Origin of the sequence: Streptomyces sp. TRM68416 (assembly GCF_014596915.1) — a bacterium.
GTDB lineage: Bacteria > Actinomycetota > Actinomycetes > Streptomycetales > Streptomycetaceae > Streptomyces.
The window spans coordinates 296,167-312,942 of the sequence record NZ_JACVWU010000002.1 but is presented as its reverse complement, the minus strand read 5'-3'; the positions used below and the strand labels follow the sequence as shown (position 1 = coordinate 312,942).

Sequence of the window (16,776 nt, the reverse complement as noted above, 5' to 3'; positions counted from 1 at the left end):
GCCCGGATGACCAGCACGGTCCCCGCGCCAGTAACCCGTACGGCACAAGGCTCAGCCCTGCAGGCCGTGCTCCTCGACATGGACGGCACCCTCGTGGACACCGAGGGCTTCTGGTGGGACGTCGAGGTCGAGGTCTTCGCCCGGCTCGGGCACACCCTGGACGACTCCTGGCGCCATGTCGTGGTCGGCGGCCCGATGAGCCGCAGCGCGGGGTTCCTGATCGAGGCCACCGGCGCCGACATCACCCTCGCCGAACTCACGGTGCTGCTCAACGAGGGCTTCGAGCACCGCATCGGACGCACCCTGCCGCTGATGCCGGGCGCCACCCGGCTGCTCGCCGAACTGGCCGCCCACGAGATCCCCACGGCTCTCGTCTCCGCCTCGCACCGGCGCATCATCGACCGCGTCCTCACCTCGCTCGGCCCGCAGCACTTCGCGCTCACGGTCGCCGGCGACGAGGTGCCGCGCACCAAGCCCCACCCCGACCCCTACCTGTTCGCGGCGGCCGGACTCGGCGTCGATCCGGCCAGATGCGCGGTCGTCGAGGACACCGCGACCGGCGTCGCGGCGGCCGAGGCGGCCGGCTGCCAGGTCGTGGCCGTGCCCTCCGTCGCACCCATCTCCCCGGCCCACCGCCGCACCGTCGTCGGCTCCCTGGAAGAGGTCGACCTGGCATTTCTGCGCGGCCTCATGACGGAAATGCGCTAGCCGTTCACCCAGCGTCGCAGACACGACAACACCGGAATTCGACGGCCGGCACCGAAAGAAACTCCCGCCCGGCCCATGGCCGAATTCCGGCGTCCGTCCAACCCGTTGAGGCTGTGACGTTCCCCACCTCGCGCAGCCTCGACAGGGGTGACGGCGTGTGCTGTTCACCCCTTTTCCGGCCCCACCCGCGTGCCCTTGTGTCCCGATTGGGCCGCCGCTGCACGAATCCTTCCACTGTCGGTTTTTCGTAGGGTCCACACCTGGTTTCGCTGCGTGATGAGCGCCCAACTCCGGTGGCCGCGAACCCCCCTGCGGGCGCGGACTAATCTCGTTCGCGAGAACATCCCCCTTACCCCCGTGACTCGCCGCACCACCCATGCATGCCGGGTACACGGACGTGACAGCTGGAGAAACCCGCGCATGAACCGCAAGACTCTGGTGCTGCCGGCCGTCATCGGCCTGCTCGCCCCGGTCCTCGCCGCCTGTGGCGGATCGGACAGCGGCAGCGGCTCGGGCGGCGCCATCGTTGTCGGCACCACCGACCAGTTCAAGGTTTCCAGCGACGACCCCGCCCCGCTGGACCCGGCCGCCACCTACGACGTCGGCACCTGGAACATCCTGCGCCAGACCGTGCAGACCCTCATGATCCAGCCCCGCGGCGAGGGCGACCCGGTCCCCGAGGCAGCCGAGAAGTGCGGCTTCACCGACACCGGCAACGAACGCTACGTCTGCACCCTGCGCGAAGGCCTGAAGTTCGCCGACGGCGACACCATCACCGCGGCCGACGTGAAGTACTCCATCGACCGCGCCCTGAAGATCAACGACCCCGGCGGCGTCGTCGCCCTGCTCTCCACCGTCGACACGGTCGAGACCAAGGGCGACCGCGAGATCATCTTCCACCTCAAGACCGCCGACGCCACCTTCCCCTACAAGCTGACCACGCCCGTCGCCGGCATCGTCAACCCCGACGACTACGCCGCCGACAAGCTGCGCGGCGGCTTCCAGGTCAGCGGCTCCGGCCCGTACACGCTGCAGGCGGAGGAGAAGGACGGCAAGCTCGTCAAGGCCGTCTTCACCAAGAACCCCTCCTACAAGGGCTCACTGCAGGTCAACAACAACAAGGTCGAACTGCGCCCCTTCGACGACGCCGAAACCATGGGCGACGCCCTCGACAAGGGCGACATCGACCTGATGACCCGCGCCATGTCCCCGGACCAGATCCAGGCCCTGTCCACCGCCGACGGCGACGTCGACCTCGTCGAGATGTCCGGCCTGGAGATCCGCTACCTCGCCTTCAACACCGACGCCCCCAGCGTCGAGAGCAAGGCCGTCCGCCAGGCCATGGCCCAGGTCATCAACCGCAGCGAACTCGTCTCCAAGGTCTACGGCACCCAGGCCGAACCCCTCTACTCCCTGGTCCCGGCCAGCCTCACCGGCCACTCCAACGCCTTCTTCAACACATACGGCGAACCCAGCGTCGCCAAGGCCCGCGCACTGCTGACCCGCGCGAACATCACCACCCCGGTGAAACTGACCCTGTACTACACGACCGACCACTACGGCAGCGCCACCAAGAAGGAGTTCGAGCTGCTGCGGCGGCAGCTCAACGACAGCGGCCTGTTCGACGTCGGCATCAAGGGCGTCCCCTGGTCCACCTTCCGCCCCGCCGAACAGGAAGGCGAGTACGAGGTCTACGGCATGGGCTGGTTCCCCGACTTCCCCGACGCCGACAACTTCCTCGCACCCTTCCTCGACAAGGACAACTTCCTCGGCTCGCCCTACGCCAACAGCGAGATCCGCAACTCGCTCATCCCGCAGTCCCGCCGCGAGGCCGACCGTCAGTCCGCCGTCACCAGCCTGACGGACATTCAGGACATCGTCGCCGAGGACGTCCCCGTCATCCCGCTGTGGCAGGGCAGGCAGTACCTCGCTGTCCGCGACAACGTCACCGGCACCGCGTACGCCCTCAACTCCTCCTCGACCCTCCAACTGTGGGAGCTCGGCCGCGGCGTGAGCGGCTGACATCTCCCGTGCCGGGGCCCCGGGACGGCGGCCCCACGATTTCCGACACCCGAGACAAGGCACCTGCACGTGAACATGCGCAACCAGTGGCCGGTCCTGCCCGTCGTGGCAGGGCTGGCCTCCGGCCTGCTGACCGGCTGCGGCACGCAGGCCGGCGGCTCCGGGAGCAACGGCTCCTCCGTGGTCATGGGAATGTCCGACGAGGTCCTCGCCACCGACCCGGCGTCCGGATACGACCCCGGCTCATGGCTGTTGTTCAACAACGTCTTCCAGTCCCTGCTCAGCTTCCCCAAGGGCGGCACCGACCCCGAACCCGACGCCGCCGAGAAGTGCGCGTTCACCGACACCCGGACCACCGTCTACAAGTGCACGCTGAAGGACGGCCTGAAGTTCAGCAACGGTGACGCGCTCACCTCGAAGGACGTGAAGTTCTCCTTCGACCGCATGCTGGACATCGACGACGCCGACGGCCCGGCCATCATGTTCCCCATGCTCGACAAGGTCGAGACACCGGACGACAAGACGGTCGTCTTCCGCCTCAACACCCCCGACGCCACCTTCCCCAGCAAGATCGCCTCCGGCGCCGGCTCCATCGTCGACCACCGCAGCTACGACGCGAAGAGCCTCCGCGAGGACGGCGGAGCCGTCGGCTCCGGCCCCTACAAGCTCGACTCGTTCAACGACGACGAAGCCGTCTTCTCCGTCAACGAGCACTACAAGGGCAACGCCAAGGTCAACAACTCCGGCGTCACCCTGAAGTTCTTCCACGACGACCGCACCGCCCTGAAGACGGCCCTCACCCAAGGCGAGATCGACATCGCCTACCGCGGACTCAGCGCCGACGACATCGCCGAGGCCGAGCAGTCCGACCCCGACTCCGGCATCGACATCGTCGAAGGCACCAGCGCGGAGGTCCAGCACCTCGTCTTCAACATGGACGACCCCGTCGCCGGACGACTCGGCGTCCGCAAGGCCATCGCCTACCTGATCGACCGCGACGCCCTCATCGAGGACGTCTACCAGGGCACCGCCACCCCGCTCTACTCGATCATCCCGGCCGGCATCGGCGGCCACAACACCGCCTTCTTCGACACCTACGGCGCCCGCCCCAACCGGGCCAAGGCCGCGGCCGCCCTGAACGCCGACGGCATCACCGACAAGGTCGAACTCACCCTCTGGTCGACCCCCTCGCGCTACGGCCCCGCCACCGACCAGGCACTCAAGGCCATCGCCGGACAGCTCAACGACAGCGGCCTGTTCCACGCCCAGGTCAAGTCCGTCGCCTTCGACCAGTACGAGAAGGACGTCGCCGCCGGCAAGTACGGCGTCTACGTCAAGGGCTGGGTACCCGACTACCCGGACGCCGACAACTTCACGGCACCCTTCTTCGGCGAGGGCAACGTGCTGGACAACAACTACAGCAACGACTCCATCACCGGCACGCTCATCCCGCGCACCGCCGCCCAGAGCGACCGCACCGCCACCAACGAGGACTACCGCCGGCTCCAGGACATCGTCGCCAAGGAACTCCCCGTACTGCCCGTCTGGCAGGCCAAGCAGTACGCGGTCGTCCGCGACAACGTCTACGGCCTGGAGTACTGCCTCGACGCCTCCACCGTGTTCCGGTTCTGGGAACTCAGCAAGGCCTGACCCTCTCCGCCGCACACCGCACAAGGGCGCCCGCTTCCATGAGGGAAGCGGGCGCCCTTGTGCGGTTGAGGTACGGCCACCACCGGCTACTGCGCCCCGGGACGCACCAGCCCGCTCTCGTACGCGTACACCGCGGCCTGCACCCGGTCCCGCAGGCCCAGCTTGGTCAGCACATGCCCCACGTGCGTCTTCACCGTGGTCTCACTGACGAACAGATCCGCCGCGATCTCCGCGTTGGACAGCCCCCGCGCCACCAGCTTCAGCACCTCCACCTCACGCTCGGTCAGCGAGTGCAGCGTGTCCGGAACCGGCTCCTCACCCGAGGGCAGATGCGTCGCGTACTTGTCCAGCAGCCGACGCGTGATACTCGGCGCGAGCATCGCCTCACCCGCGGCCACCACCCGGATCGCCTGCACCAGCTCATTGGCCGGGGCATCCTTCAGCAGAAACCCACTGGCCCCCGCCTTCAACGCCTCCACCACATACTCGTCGAGATCGAACGTCGTCAGCACCAGCACCTTCGCCGGGCCGTCCCGCCCCGGCCCGGTGATCTGCCGGGTCGCCTCCACACCGTCCATCCGCGGCATACGGATGTCCATCAACACCACATCGGGCTGCAGCGCGCGCACCTGGTCGAGGGCCTGAAGGCCGTCTCCGGCCTCGCCCACGACCGCGAGATCCTGCTCCGCCTCCAGGATCATCCGGAAGCCGGTACGCAGCAGCGGCTGGTCGTCGACCAGTAGGACGCGGATGGCCACGTAAGTCTCCTTCGCTAGTCCGGCCCCATTCTGCCCTGTGCGCCCCCACCCGACTCGGCCGCCCTCGCCGGCAGCGGGTAGGGCGGGGGAGTACCACCGAATTCCGGACAGTGCGCCTGGTGATCGCACCAGCCGCACAATTTCGTCGGCCGCGGCCGCCAGTCACCCGTCTCCGTCGCCAGCCGGATCGCCTCCCACAGCGCCAACAGCTTGCGCTCGACCCGCTCGAGATCGGCCACCACCGGGTCGTACGTCAGCACATCCCCACTGCCCAGATACACCAACTGCAGCCGACGGGGCACCACCCGCTTCAACCGCCACACCACAAGCGCGTAGAACTTCATCTGGAACAGCGCACCCTCGGCGTACTCCGGCCGGGGAGCCTTGCCCGTCTTGTAGTCGACGATCCGCACCTCGCCCGTCGGCGCCACGTCCACCCGGTCGATGATCCCGCGAAGGCGCAGCCCCGACTCCAGCTCCGCCTCCACGAACAGCTCACGCTCCGCCGGCTCCAGCCGCGTCGGATCCTCCAGCGAGAACCACCGCTCCACCAGCCGCTCCGCCTCACCCAGCCAGCGCGCCAGCCGCTCGCCCTCCGGATCGTCGGCGAACAGCTCCACCACCTCCGGCCTGCTCTCCCGCAGCCGCTCCCACTGCCCCGGCACCAGCGCCCGGGCCCGGGACGCCGTCCGCTCCGCCGCCGGAGCATCGAACAACCGCTCCAGCACCGCATGCACCAACGTCCCCCGCGTCGCCGCCTCACTCGGCTTCTCCGGCAACCGGTCGATCACTCGGAACCGATACAACAACGGACACTGCATGAAGTCCCCGGCACGCGAAGGCGACAACGAGCCGGGCACCACGGCCACGGCATCCCCCGGCCCCGCCACCGCCTGCCCCGGCGCAGCCTGCCCCGCCACCGCCTGCCCCGCCACCGCCGTGACCTCGCCGGGCACGGCCCGCCCCGGGTCCACGACCTCCCTGCCCGGGGCCGCCGCCGCGGCATCCGTCGCCACGGCATCCGTCGGCGCGGCCGCCGTCCGCTCCCGCGCCGTCGCGTCCCCGCCGGACACGGCCCGCCCCGCATCCACGACACCACCGCTGAGGCCCGCCGCCGCGCCCTCCGTGCTCGTCTCCATGCCACAGACCATACGGCCCACCACCGACAGTCACCCCCGCCCCGGCCCCCGACGGCCCGACAGCGCGCGAACACAGGGGGTGCCGGGGCGGAACGCGCAGCGACGGACGCATACCATCGACCCGAGACCCTTCCGCCCGGCAGGCGCGGAAGACGCTTCGAACGAGGGGACATCGTGGACGAGAGCGGCGGGAGCGGGCAGCCGCGGTCCGACAGCGAGGAGACGGACCGGCGCCACACAGGGCCGAAGGCCCCGGCCGCCGACCCCGTGCACACCGACTCGGACCAGCGCCACCACGACAACACCTCCGCACCCGACGAACAGCCCACCGCGGCGGGGAAGTTCACCAAGCCGGCAACCACCGACGCCCCGGACGCCCCCGAAGCCCGACAGGCCGAGAAACCGCCCCACTCGTCCGAGCCGACCCCCGCCGACGCCCATCACCGGGCCCCCGCCGACGCCGACCGCCCGGCCCCGGCAGACGGCGACCGCCCGGCCCCGGCAGACGCCCATCACCGGGCCCCCGCCGACACCCATCACCGGGCCCCGGCTGACGCCGACCACCAGGCCCCCGCCGACGCCGACCACCGCACCCTCGCGCACTCCGGGACGGCCAAGACGCGCCCGCCCCAGCGACCCCCGGAGAGCCGGGGCGGACTGCTCATGGGCCGCCCCTTCGGCGTGCCCGTGTACGTCGCACCCAGCTGGTTCCTCGTCGCCGCCCTCATCACCTGGGTCTTCGGCGGCCAGCTCGACCGCGTGCTGCCCGAACTCGGCGCCGCCCGCTACCTCGTCTCCCTCTTCTTCGCCGTCGCCTTCTACGCCTCCGTCCTCGTCCACGAACTCGCCCACACCGTCGCGGCCCTCCGCTTCAAACTCCCCGTCCGCCGCATCCAGCTCCAGTTCTTCGGCGGCGTCTCCGAGATCGAGAAGGAGTCCGACACCCCGGGCCGCGAATTCATCCTCGCCTTCGTCGGCCCCCTGCTCTCCCTCGCCCTCGCCGGCGTCTTCTACGCCGTCATGCAGACCGTGGAACCCGGCACCGTCCCCGGCGTCCTGCTGGCCGGCCTGATGATCTCCAACCTCATCGTGGCCGGCTTCAACCTCCTGCCCGGCCTGCCCCTCGACGGCGGCCGCATGCTCCGCGCCGTCGTCTGGAAGATCACCGGCAAACCCATGAGCGGCACCATCGCCGCCGCCTGGGTCGGCCGCGCCCTCGCCGTCTCCGTCCTCATCGGCCTCCCCCTGCTCACCCAGTCCGGAGCCCTCGGCTCCAACGCCGAGGACAACGTCGGCATGGACACCGTCATGGACGCCCTGCTCGCCGCCATCCTCGCCGCCATCATCTGGACCGGCGCCGGCAACAGCCTCCGCATGGCCCGCCTGCGCGAACACCTCCCCGAACTGCGCGCCCGCACCCTCACCCGCCGCGCCGTCCCCGTCGAATCCGACACCCCCCTCTCCGAAGCGCTGCGCCGCGCCAACGCCGCCGGCGCCCGCGCCCTCGTCGTCGTCGACACCGACGGCGCCCCCCTCTCCCTCGTCCGCGAAGCCGCCATCGTCGGCGTCCCCGAACACCGCCGCCCCTGGGTCGCCGTCAGCGGCCTCGCCCAAGAGCTCACCGAAGGCATGCGCGTCTCCGCCGAACTCGCCGGAGAAGAACTCCTCGACGCCCTCCGAGCCACCCCCGCCACCGAATACCTCGTCGTCGAAGAAACCGGCGAGATCTACGGCGTCCTCTCCGCCGCCGACGTCGAGCGCGCCTTCGTCAAGGCCATGGCCCGCCCCTCCTGATGGTCGGCGGCCCCCACAAACCCCGGTAGTCTGTTCACATGTCCGAACCGACCGGTGCCGCCCGCAGGCGCGGGCCCTTCAAGGTCGGGGACCAGGTTCAGCTGACCGACCCCAAGGGCCGCCACTACACGTTCACGCTCGAAGCCGGGAAGAACTTCCACACCCACAAGGGTTCCTTCCCGCACGACGAACTGATCGGCGCACCCGAGGGCAGCGTTGTCCGCACCACCGGGAACGTCGCCTACCTCGCGCTGCGCCCCCTGCTCCCCGACTACGTCCTGTCCATGCCCCGCGGGGCAGCCGTCGTCTACCCCAAGGACGCCGGGCAGATCCTCGCCTTCGCCGACATCTTCCCCGGCGCCCGCGTCGTCGAGGCCGGCGTCGGCTCCGGCTCGCTCAGCAGCTTCCTGCTGCGTGCCATCGGCGACCAGGGCATGCTGCACTCCTACGAGCGCCGCGAGGACTTCGCCGAGATCGCCAAGCAGAACGTGGAGCGCTACTTCGGCGGCCCCCACCCCGCCTGGCAGCTCACCGTCGGCGACCTCCAGGACAACCTGAGCGACACCGACGTCGACCGCGTCATCCTCGACATGCTCGCCCCCTGGGAATGCCTGGAGGCCGTCTCCAAGGCACTCGTCCCCGGCGGCATCCTCTGCTGCTACGTCGCCACCACCACCCAGCTCGCCCGGACCGTCGAGTCCATCCGCGAGATCGGCAGCTTCAACGAGCCGACCGCCTGGGAGACGATGATCCGCAACTGGCACATCGAGGGCCTCGCCGTCCGCCCCGACCACCGCATGATCGGCCACACCGGCTTCCTGCTCACCGCCCGACGCCTCGCCGACGGCGTCGAACCGCCCATGCGCCGCCGCCGCCCCGCCAAGGGCGCCTACGGCGAGGACTACGCCGGCCCCAACGCCGACGGAGGCACCGGCCGCTGACCCGGCCCCCGCCGCCCCCAACGTACGAACACCACGGCCGAGTTCCCGAACCACACGGGAACTCGGCCACCGTACTTTCCCCCGGACGGCACACCACCCCCGCACACTCCGGCACCCGAACCGCACACCCCGCCGTTCCCCCGCCCTGTGACGTGTGGCACCATGCCTGGCACCCACCGGCACAGCCCTCACAGGAGACACTCCTAGTGCAGCACCCCGCCGTCCCGGAACTGGCACACACCCACACCCGCCCCATCCACTGGCTCGCGACCGCCACCGCCCTCGCCGGCGTCATGGCGCTCTCCGCCGCCCTGCAACCCGACTCCGCGACCGCCGCCCAGGCCGCCGGCCCCCAGACGCAGACCACGCACACCGACCTCACCCCGCCCAACCCCGCGGACGTCACATTCCCCCTGGAATGCGGCCCCGTCAAAGCGGTTGTCGTCAAAAAAGCGTCAGGCGACCTCGACGGTGACGGACGCCCCGAAACCGTCGCCGTCGTCCACTGCGACGCCCCCATGGGCACACCACCCGACGGCGTCTACGTCCTCACACGCGCGAGCGAAACCGAACGCCCCCGCGTCGTCGCCACCCTCGCCGACCCCAAGGACCACCTCACCGTCGACACCCTCGACCTACGCGACGGAGCCGTCCACGCCACCCTCCTCGGCTACTCCTCCGACGACGTCCCCCGCTGCTGCCCCGACGTCACCGACCGCGCGAAATGGCAGTGGAAGGACGGCGCCTTCCAGCGCACCACCCCTGCCGGAGCCCGCAGCGTCTGACCGGCCCCCGCAACCAGGCCGTCACTCCGCGTCGGGCCCGAACACCTCGACCCGGTCCGCGACCCGGCGCACATGAATGCACTCGCCAGGACACTCCTTCGCCGAATCCACCACATCCGTCAGCAACGGCAACGGCACCGGCGTCGTCGCACCCCTGTCCTGCAGCAGCTCGTCGTCCGAGCCCTTCACATACGCCAGCCCGTCGATGTCCAGCTCGAACACCTCCGGCGCGTACTGCACACAGATGCCGTCGCCGGTACAGAGATCCTGGTCGATCCAGACCTCCAGTGCCTCGCCACCGACCCCGGCCTCCTGCTGCACGCCCATGTCTCCCGCCGTCTCCACTGCTTTGAAATAACGCCTCGACCCTACCTCCGCCCCCTCCCGACCCGAGGCCGACCGACCCCCGCCCCACCCCCGACAACGGCACCACCACCGCTAACGCACCGTGCCCGCACACCACCCCTGCGTCACCCCTCGGTGAACCGGGAACACCCCTCCGCGACCCGTCACCACACCCCCTCCCGACCGCCCGCCGGCCCGCCCGGCAGCAGCAACTCCGGCCCACCGCGACGGTGTTCCACCACCCCGGCCAGGAACAGCCCGCTTCTGAATCGCGTTGAGTGGGTATCCACTCCGCGTAAGGAAGGACTCAGGGTGTGGCCGACGACACACCTTGACAGTCTTTGTGATCTAGGGGTTTCAATCGATACCCACCCAGGTAGGGTCTGGAAGCGTCCAGCTCCCCTTGGAGGAGGTGAGGACCGTGGCAGCCCACGACGACGACATGAACCGCGGCATCCGCCCGGGACGAGGGTCCGAAGACCCTGCCGGGCAGATTGCCTACCTTGAGCAGGAGATCGCCGTCCTGCGACGCAAGCTCGCCGACTCTCCGCGACACACGAGGATTCTCGAAGAGCGGATCGTCGAGCTGCAGACCAACCTGGCCGGCGTCTCCGCCCAGAACGAACGACTCGCCAACACACTCCGCGAGGCCCGCGACCAGATCGTCGCCCTCAAGGAAGAAGTCGACCGGCTCGCACAGCCACCGGCCGGCTTTGGAGTCTTCCTGCAAGCCAACGAAGACGGCACCGCCGACATCTTCACCGGAGGACGCAAACTCCGCGTGAACGTCAGCCCCAGCGTCGAACTCGACGACATGCGGCGCGGCCAGGAAGTCATGCTCAACGAAGCGCTCAACGTGGTCGAAGCCATGGAATTCGAGCGCGTCGGCGACATCGTCACCCTCAAGGAGATCCTTGAGGACGGCGAACGCGCCCTGGTACTCGGACACACCGACGAAGAACGCGTGGTACGGCTCGCCGAACCCCTCCTGGGCGTCACCATCCGCCCCGGCGACGCCCTCCTGCTCGAACCCCGCTCCGGCTACGTCTACGAGATCGTGCCCAAGAGCGAAGTCGAGGAACTCGTCCTCGAAGAAGTCCCCGACATCGGCTACGAACAGATCGGCGGCCTCGGCAACCAGATCGAAATGATCCGCGACGCCGTCGAGCTCCCCTATCTCTACCCGGACCTGTTCAAGGAGCACGAACTGCGCCCGCCCAAGGGCGTCCTGCTCTACGGGCCCCCCGGATGCGGCAAGACACTCATCGCCAAGGCCGTCGCCAACTCGCTGGCCAAGAAGGTCGCCGAAGTCACCGGCCAGGCCCAGGGCAAGAGCTTCTTCCTCAACATCAAGGGCCCCGAACTCCTCAACAAGTACGTCGGCGAGACCGAGCGACAGATCCGCCTCGTCTTCCAGCGTGCGCGCGAGAAGGCCTCCGAGGGCACCCCCGTCATCGTCTTCTTCGACGAGATGGAATCCCTCTTCCGCACCCGCGGCTCCGGCGTCAGCTCCGACGTGGAAAACACCATCGTCCCGCAGCTCCTCGCCGAGATCGACGGCGTCGAAGGCCTGCAGAACGTGGTCGTCATCGGCGCCTCCAACCGCGAGGACATGATCGACCCCGCCATCCTGCGCCCCGGCCGCCTCGACGTGAAGATCAAAATCGAGCGCCCCGACGCCGAAGCCGCCAAGGACATCTTCGGCAAGTACCTCACCCAACGCCTCCCCCTCCACCCCGAGGACGTCGGCGAACACGGCGGCGACAAGGGAGCCACGGTCCAGGGCATGATCCAGACCGCCGTGGAACAGATGTACGCCGAATCCGAGGAAAACCGCTTCCTCGAAGTCACCTACGCCAACGGAGACAAGGAAGTCCTCTACTTCAAGGACTTCAACTCCGGCGCCATGATCGAAAACATCGTCGGACGCGCCAAGAAAATGGCGATCAAGGACTTCCTGGAGCACAACCAGAAGGGCCTCCGCGTCTCCCACCTCCTCCAGGCCTGCGTGGACGAGTTCAAGGAGAACGAAGACCTCCCCAACACCACCAACCCCGACGACTGGGCCCGCATCTCCGGAAAGAAGGGCGAACGGATCGTCTACATCCGCACCCTCATCACCGGAAAGCAGGGCGCAGACACCGGACGCTCCATCGACACAGTGGCCAACACCGGTCAGTACCTGTAAAAACCAGGGCGGCTGCGGGTGCCCCCACCGGGCACCCGCAGCCGACTGCTTTTCCGGCCACCACCCAACCAAGGCAAAGACGCAAATGATCTCCCCACCAGCGCAAAGGCGCTCTAGGCTCTTTCCTACCGCCGAGTCGCGCAGTGCGGGGACGGGCACCGCACACGCACCGGAGCGCCAGCGGTACTTGAGCGCCGCCCCCGACCGAGGGCGCCGCCGGGCAAGGAGGGCCGCATGACCGTACGGCGAGTAATGGGCATCGAGACGGAATACGGGATCTCCGTCCCCGGCCACCCCAACGCCAATGCCATGCTCACCTCGTCCCAGATCGTCAACGCCTACGCAGCGGCGATGCACCGGGCCCGCCGGGCCCGCTGGGACTTCGAAGAGGAAAACCCCCTGCGGGACGCCCGAGGCTTCGACCTCGCCCGCGAGGCCGCCGACGCCAGCCAGCTCACCGACGAGGACATCGGCCTGGCCAACGTCATCCTCACCAACGGAGCGCGCCTCTACGTCGACCACGCACACCCCGAATACAGCTCCCCCGAAGTCACCAACCCCCGCGACGCCGTCCTCTGGGACAAGGCCGGCGAACGCATCATGGCCGAAGCCGCCGACCGCGCCGCCCAGCTCCCCGGCGCCCAGCCCATCCACCTCTACAAGAACAACACCGACAACAAAGGCGCCTCCTACGGCACGCACGAGAACTACCTGATGAAGCGGGAAACCCCCTTCTCCGACATCGTGCGCCACCTCACCCCCTTCTTCGTCTCCCGCCAGGTCTTCGCCGGAGCCGGCCGCGTCGGCATCGGCCAGGACGGCCACGAACACGGCTTCCAGCTCAGCCAGCGCGCCGACTACTTCGAAGTCGAGGTCGGCCTGGAGACGACGCTGAAACGCCCGATCATCAACACCCGCGACGAGCCGCACGCCGACGCCGAGAAGTACCGCCGCCTGCACGTGATCATCGGCGACGCCAACCTCTCCGAGATCTCCACCTACCTCAAACTCGGCACCACAGCCCTCGTCCTCTCCATGATCGAAGACGGCTTCATCGCCGTCGACCTGGCCGTGGACCAGCCCGTCCGCACCCTCCACCAGGTCTCCCACGACCCCACCCTCCAGCGCCTCGTCACGCTGCGCAGCGGCCGCACACTCACCGCCGTCCAACTCCAGATGGAGTACTACGAGCTCTCCCGCAAATACGTCGAGGAACGCTTCGGCGCCGACGCCGACGAACAGACCAAGGACATCCTCACCCGCTGGGAGGACACCCTCAACCGCCTGGAGAACGACCCCATGAGCCTCGCCGGCGAACTCGACTGGGTCGCCAAACGCGAACTCATGGAGGGCTACCGGCGCCGCGACGGCCTCGACTGGGACGCCGCCAAGCTCCACCTCCTCGACCTCCAGTACGCCGACGTACGCGCCGAGAAGGGCCTCTACAACCGCCTCGCCGCCCGCGGCCGCATCAAACGACTCCTCACCGAGGCCGAGGTCGAGCGAGCCTGCGCCAAGCCCCCGGAGGACACCCGCGCCTACTTCCGCGGCCGCTGCCTGGAGCAGTACGCCGACGACGTCGCCGCCGCCTCCTGGGACTCCGTCATCTTCGACCTCCCGGGACGCGATTCCCTCCAGCGCGTCCCAACCCTCGAACCGCTTCGCGGAACGCGTAATCACGTCAAGGAGCTCCTCGACCGCTGCCGCACCGCGGAAGACCTGGTCAGGGTGCTGTCCGGCGGCTGAACGGGTACACGGAACCCACGGAATCAGGGGGCCGGACAGGGTGGGAAAACCGCCCGTCCGGGAATCATCGAGATGGCCCCCGCACGTTGTGGAAAGTGCGGGGCCGATGTCAGACCGGGCTTGTAGGGTCTGATCATCACCGATCGGCAGGAATGCCGACCTGGCGACCATGTCGGGCGAACTGAGCGGGGTGAGGGTTATGGCAACCAAGGACACCGGCGGCGGACAGCAGAAGGCCACGCGCTCCACCGAGGAGGTCGAGGAGCAGACTGCGGAGGCGCAGGGCTCGGAGGACCTCAAGGAGCGGCACGAGAAGCTGAGCGATGACGTGGACTCGGTCCTGGACGAGATCGACGATGTCTTGGAGGAGAACGCCGAGGACTTCGTTCGAAGCTTCGTTCAAAAGGGTGGCCAGTAGGGTCATTTGACCTTCGGATCGAAGGTGGACGGAGCGGGTGGGTGACTGACGCGCAAGAGGGGAAGCGTTGCTCGCGGTGCGGCGCGACCAAGCCGCGAGCATCCTTCGCCAGCAACAAGGCGATGCGAGACGGCCTTCAGGCCTACTGCCGTGAATGCCAGGCAGAGCAATACCGCGAGCGTAGGCAGGCGCGGGGCCTGGAGGTTCATCGCAAGGGCGATGTGCCCGAGGGGCACAAATACTGTCGAGGGTGTCGTGAGGTGAAGCCGCACAGCGCCTGGCACGAGAAGACCAGCGCTCCGGATGGGCTCGCGAGCCGATGCAAAGCGTGCAAGGCAGCCGACGGGCGGGCTGGTCACCTCAAGCGCCACTACGGCCTCACCGAAGCTGAGCGTGACGAGATGGTCGCCTCTCAGATGGGGCTCTGCGTGATCTGCCTGAAGGCTCCGGCCGTGCATGTGGATCATTGCCACGAGACGGGTAAGGTCCGTGGCGTACTGTGCTTCAACTGCAATTCGGCCATCGGCAAGTTGGGAGACGACCCCGACGCCGTCCGCCGGGCCGCCGCTTACTTGGAAGGAATCGCGTGGAAGCCAACACTCGTAGCACCGGGCGTCTACCAGCTGCCTTCCTGACGCCTGGGTCCTCGTCCTTCATGGATTTTCTCTCGGAGCACCAGCCGGAGCTGCTGCCGGGGAAGCGTCAACTGCCGCCCACGCAGGGTGTGATCGAGGCGCCGCACGGCACCACGATCGTGGCGGTGACGTTCCCGGGTGGTGTGGTGCTGGCCGGTGACCGGCGCGCGACGATGGGGAATGTGATCGCGCAGCGTGACATCGAGAAGGTCTTCCCTGCCGATGAGTACTCGGCCGTCGGTATCGCGGGTACCGCGGGTCTCGCGGTGGAGATGGTGAAGCTGTTCCAGTTGGAGCTGGAGCACTTCGAGAAGGTCGAGGGGGCGCAGCTCTCGCTGGAGGGCAAGGCGAACCGGCTGTCGACCATGATCCGTTCCAACCTCGGCATGGCCATGCAAGGGCTGGCGGTCGTGCCGCTCTTCGCGGGGTACGACGTCGACCGGGAGAAGGGGCGGATCTTCTCCTACGACGTGACCGGTGGTCGTTCCGAGGAGCAGGGGTATGCCGCCACCGGCTCCGGTTCGATCTTCGCGCGGGGCGCGATGAAGAAGTTGTTCCGTGAGGATCTGAGTGAGGCCGAGGCCACGACGTTGGTGGTGCAGGCTCTGTATGACGCGGCTGACGACGACTCGGCGACCGGTGGTCCTGATGTCGCCCGCCGGATCTACCCGATCGTCACTGTGATCACTGATGACGGTTTCCGTCGGCTGACGGATGAGGAGTCCTCCGAGATCGCTCGTTCGATCCTGGAGCGGCGTCTGCAGCAGCCGGACGGGCCGCGGGCGGCGTTGCTGTAGCCGGCGCGCACGGTTCTTGGTTGGTGATGGCAGTGACTTCCACAGAAAGGGACGGATAACCGGTGTCGACGCCGTTCTATGTCTCACCTCAGCAGGCGATGGCCGATCGGGCGGAGTATGCCCGTAAGGGTATTGCGCGTGGTCGCAGCCTGGTTGTGCTGCAGTATGCCGACGGCATCGTGTTCGTCGGGGAGAATCCGTCCCGTGCGCTGCACAAGTTCAGCGAGATCTATGACCGGATCGGTTTCGCTGCGGCGGGCAAGTACAACGAGTACGAGAATCTGCGGATCGGTGGGGTGCGGTATGCCGATCTTCGTGGGTACACGTACGACCGGGATGACGTGACCGCTCGCGGTCTTGCGAACGTGTATGCCCAGACCCTCGGCACGATCTTCTCTTCCGCGGCGGAGAAGCCGTACGAGGTGGAGCTGGTGGTCGCCGAGGTCGGTGAGACGCCGGAGGGTGATCAGATCTACCGGTTGCCGCATGACGGGTCGATCGTGGATGAGCACGGTTCGGTTGCGGTCGGGGGCAATGCGGAGCAGATCAGCAGTTACCTCGATCAGCGTCATCAGGACGGGATGAGTCTTGCGGAGGCGCTGAAGCTGGCTGTGCAGGCGTTGTCGCGGGATACGAACGGTACGCAGCGGGAGATTCCGGCGGAGCGGCTGGAGGTTGCGGTGCTGGATCGTACGCGTCCGCAGCAGCGGAAGTTCAAGCGGATTGTGGGTCGGCAGCTGGATCGGTTGCTGGAGAGCGGTGGTGCGGCGACCGAGGCGGAGAGTGCCGAGGGGGCCGACGAGGAGTAGTCCGCCCGTACCTGCCATACCTCACCCTGCTGTGCCCCGGC

15 protein-coding genes are annotated in these 16,776 nt (G+C 68.3%); 12 read left to right on the top strand and 3 right to left on the bottom strand.

The window, feature by feature from the left end; all coding sequences use genetic code 11:
- Positions 1–6 precede the first annotated feature (6 nt).
- The 3 genes from ICC28_RS04625 to ICC28_RS04615 all read left to right on the top strand — a co-directional run bounded on the left by ICC28_RS04625 (position 7) and on the right by ICC28_RS04615 (position 4,380).
- Positions 7–708 carry an HAD family hydrolase gene (locus ICC28_RS04625; RefSeq protein WP_188287079.1) on the top strand — a complete coding sequence of 234 codons (702 nt, stop codon included), beginning with the start codon at positions 7–9 and terminating at the stop codon, positions 706–708.
- A gap of 420 nt (positions 709–1,128) precedes the next feature.
- Positions 1,129–2,730: an ABC transporter substrate-binding protein gene (locus tag ICC28_RS04620; protein WP_188287078.1), complete on the top strand. Its 1,602-nt coding sequence runs from the start codon at positions 1,129–1,131 to the stop codon at positions 2,728–2,730.
- A gap of 69 nt (positions 2,731–2,799) precedes the next feature.
- Positions 2,800–4,380, top strand: coding sequence for an ABC transporter substrate-binding protein (locus tag ICC28_RS04615; RefSeq protein WP_188287077.1), 1,581 nt, complete (start codon positions 2,800–2,802; stop codon positions 4,378–4,380).
- 86 nt (positions 4,381–4,466) lie between these two features.
- Here the strand turns inward: ICC28_RS04615 and ICC28_RS04610 are convergent, their stop codons facing one another.
- Both ICC28_RS04610 and ICC28_RS04605 read right to left on the bottom strand, forming a co-directional pair.
- A complete protein-coding gene (locus tag ICC28_RS04610) occupies positions 4,467–5,138 on the bottom strand; it encodes a response regulator (RefSeq protein WP_188287076.1) in 672 nt (223 codons plus the stop codon).
- Positions 5,139–5,152: 14 nt separating this feature from the next.
- Positions 5,153–6,277 (bottom strand): RecB family exonuclease, encoded by a 1,125-nt coding sequence (locus tag ICC28_RS04605; RefSeq protein ID WP_188287075.1) that lies wholly within the window; start codon positions 6,275–6,277, stop codon positions 5,153–5,155.
- Positions 6,278–6,451: 174 nt separating this feature from the next.
- Here ICC28_RS04605 and ICC28_RS04600 point away from each other — a divergent pair, with 174 nt between their 5' ends.
- The 3 genes from ICC28_RS04600 to ICC28_RS04590 all read left to right on the top strand — a co-directional run bounded on the left by ICC28_RS04600 (position 6,452) and on the right by ICC28_RS04590 (position 9,797).
- Positions 6,452–8,071, top strand: coding sequence for a site-2 protease family protein (locus ICC28_RS04600; protein WP_188287074.1), 1,620 nt, complete (start codon positions 6,452–6,454; stop codon positions 8,069–8,071).
- 38 nt (positions 8,072–8,109) lie between these two features.
- The gene (locus ICC28_RS04595; RefSeq protein ID WP_188287073.1) at positions 8,110–9,012 is read left to right on the top strand and encodes a tRNA (adenine-N1)-methyltransferase; all 903 of its coding nucleotides are present in this window, start codon (positions 8,110–8,112) and stop codon (positions 9,010–9,012) included.
- A gap of 206 nt (positions 9,013–9,218) precedes the next feature.
- Positions 9,219–9,797 (top strand): hypothetical protein, encoded by a 579-nt coding sequence (locus tag ICC28_RS04590; RefSeq protein WP_188287072.1) that lies wholly within the window; start codon positions 9,219–9,221, stop codon positions 9,795–9,797.
- Between the two features lie 21 nt (positions 9,798–9,818).
- On the opposite strand, the gene ICC28_RS04585 is transcribed toward ICC28_RS04590, so the two are convergent.
- The gene (locus tag ICC28_RS04585) at positions 9,819–10,124 is read right to left on the bottom strand and encodes a ferredoxin (protein ID WP_188287071.1); all 306 of its coding nucleotides are present in this window, start codon (positions 10,122–10,124) and stop codon (positions 9,819–9,821) included.
- A gap of 439 nt (positions 10,125–10,563) precedes the next feature.
- Here ICC28_RS04585 and arc point away from each other — a divergent pair, with 439 nt between their 5' ends.
- The 6 genes from arc to prcA all read left to right on the top strand — a co-directional run bounded on the left by arc (position 10,564) and on the right by prcA (position 16,735).
- Positions 10,564–12,330: a proteasome ATPase gene (gene arc / locus ICC28_RS04580; protein ID WP_188287070.1), complete on the top strand. Its 1,767-nt coding sequence runs from the start codon at positions 10,564–10,566 to the stop codon at positions 12,328–12,330.
- A 234-nt stretch (positions 12,331–12,564) separates the two neighbouring features.
- The gene (gene dop / locus ICC28_RS04575; protein WP_411158567.1) at positions 12,565–14,076 is read left to right on the top strand and encodes a depupylase/deamidase Dop; all 1,512 of its coding nucleotides are present in this window, start codon (positions 12,565–12,567) and stop codon (positions 14,074–14,076) included.
- Positions 14,077–14,275: 199 nt separating this feature from the next.
- Positions 14,276–14,494 carry a ubiquitin-like protein Pup gene (locus tag ICC28_RS04570; protein ID WP_188287069.1) on the top strand — a complete coding sequence of 73 codons (219 nt, stop codon included), beginning with the start codon at positions 14,276–14,278 and terminating at the stop codon, positions 14,492–14,494.
- A 41-nt stretch (positions 14,495–14,535) separates the two neighbouring features.
- Positions 14,536–15,129, top strand: coding sequence for an endonuclease VII domain-containing protein (locus tag ICC28_RS04565; RefSeq protein ID WP_317453957.1), 594 nt, complete (start codon positions 14,536–14,538; stop codon positions 15,127–15,129).
- Positions 15,081–15,926, top strand: a complete 846-nt coding sequence (gene prcB, locus ICC28_RS04560; protein WP_188287068.1) for a proteasome subunit beta — start codon at positions 15,081–15,083, stop codon at positions 15,924–15,926. The genes ICC28_RS04565 and prcB overlap by 49 nt, the downstream gene beginning before the upstream one ends.
- A 62-nt stretch (positions 15,927–15,988) precedes the next feature.
- Positions 15,989–16,735, top strand: a complete 747-nt coding sequence (prcA, locus tag ICC28_RS04555) for a proteasome subunit alpha (protein WP_188287067.1) — start codon at positions 15,989–15,991, stop codon at positions 16,733–16,735.
- The last annotated feature ends 41 nt before the right edge of the window (positions 16,736–16,776 follow it).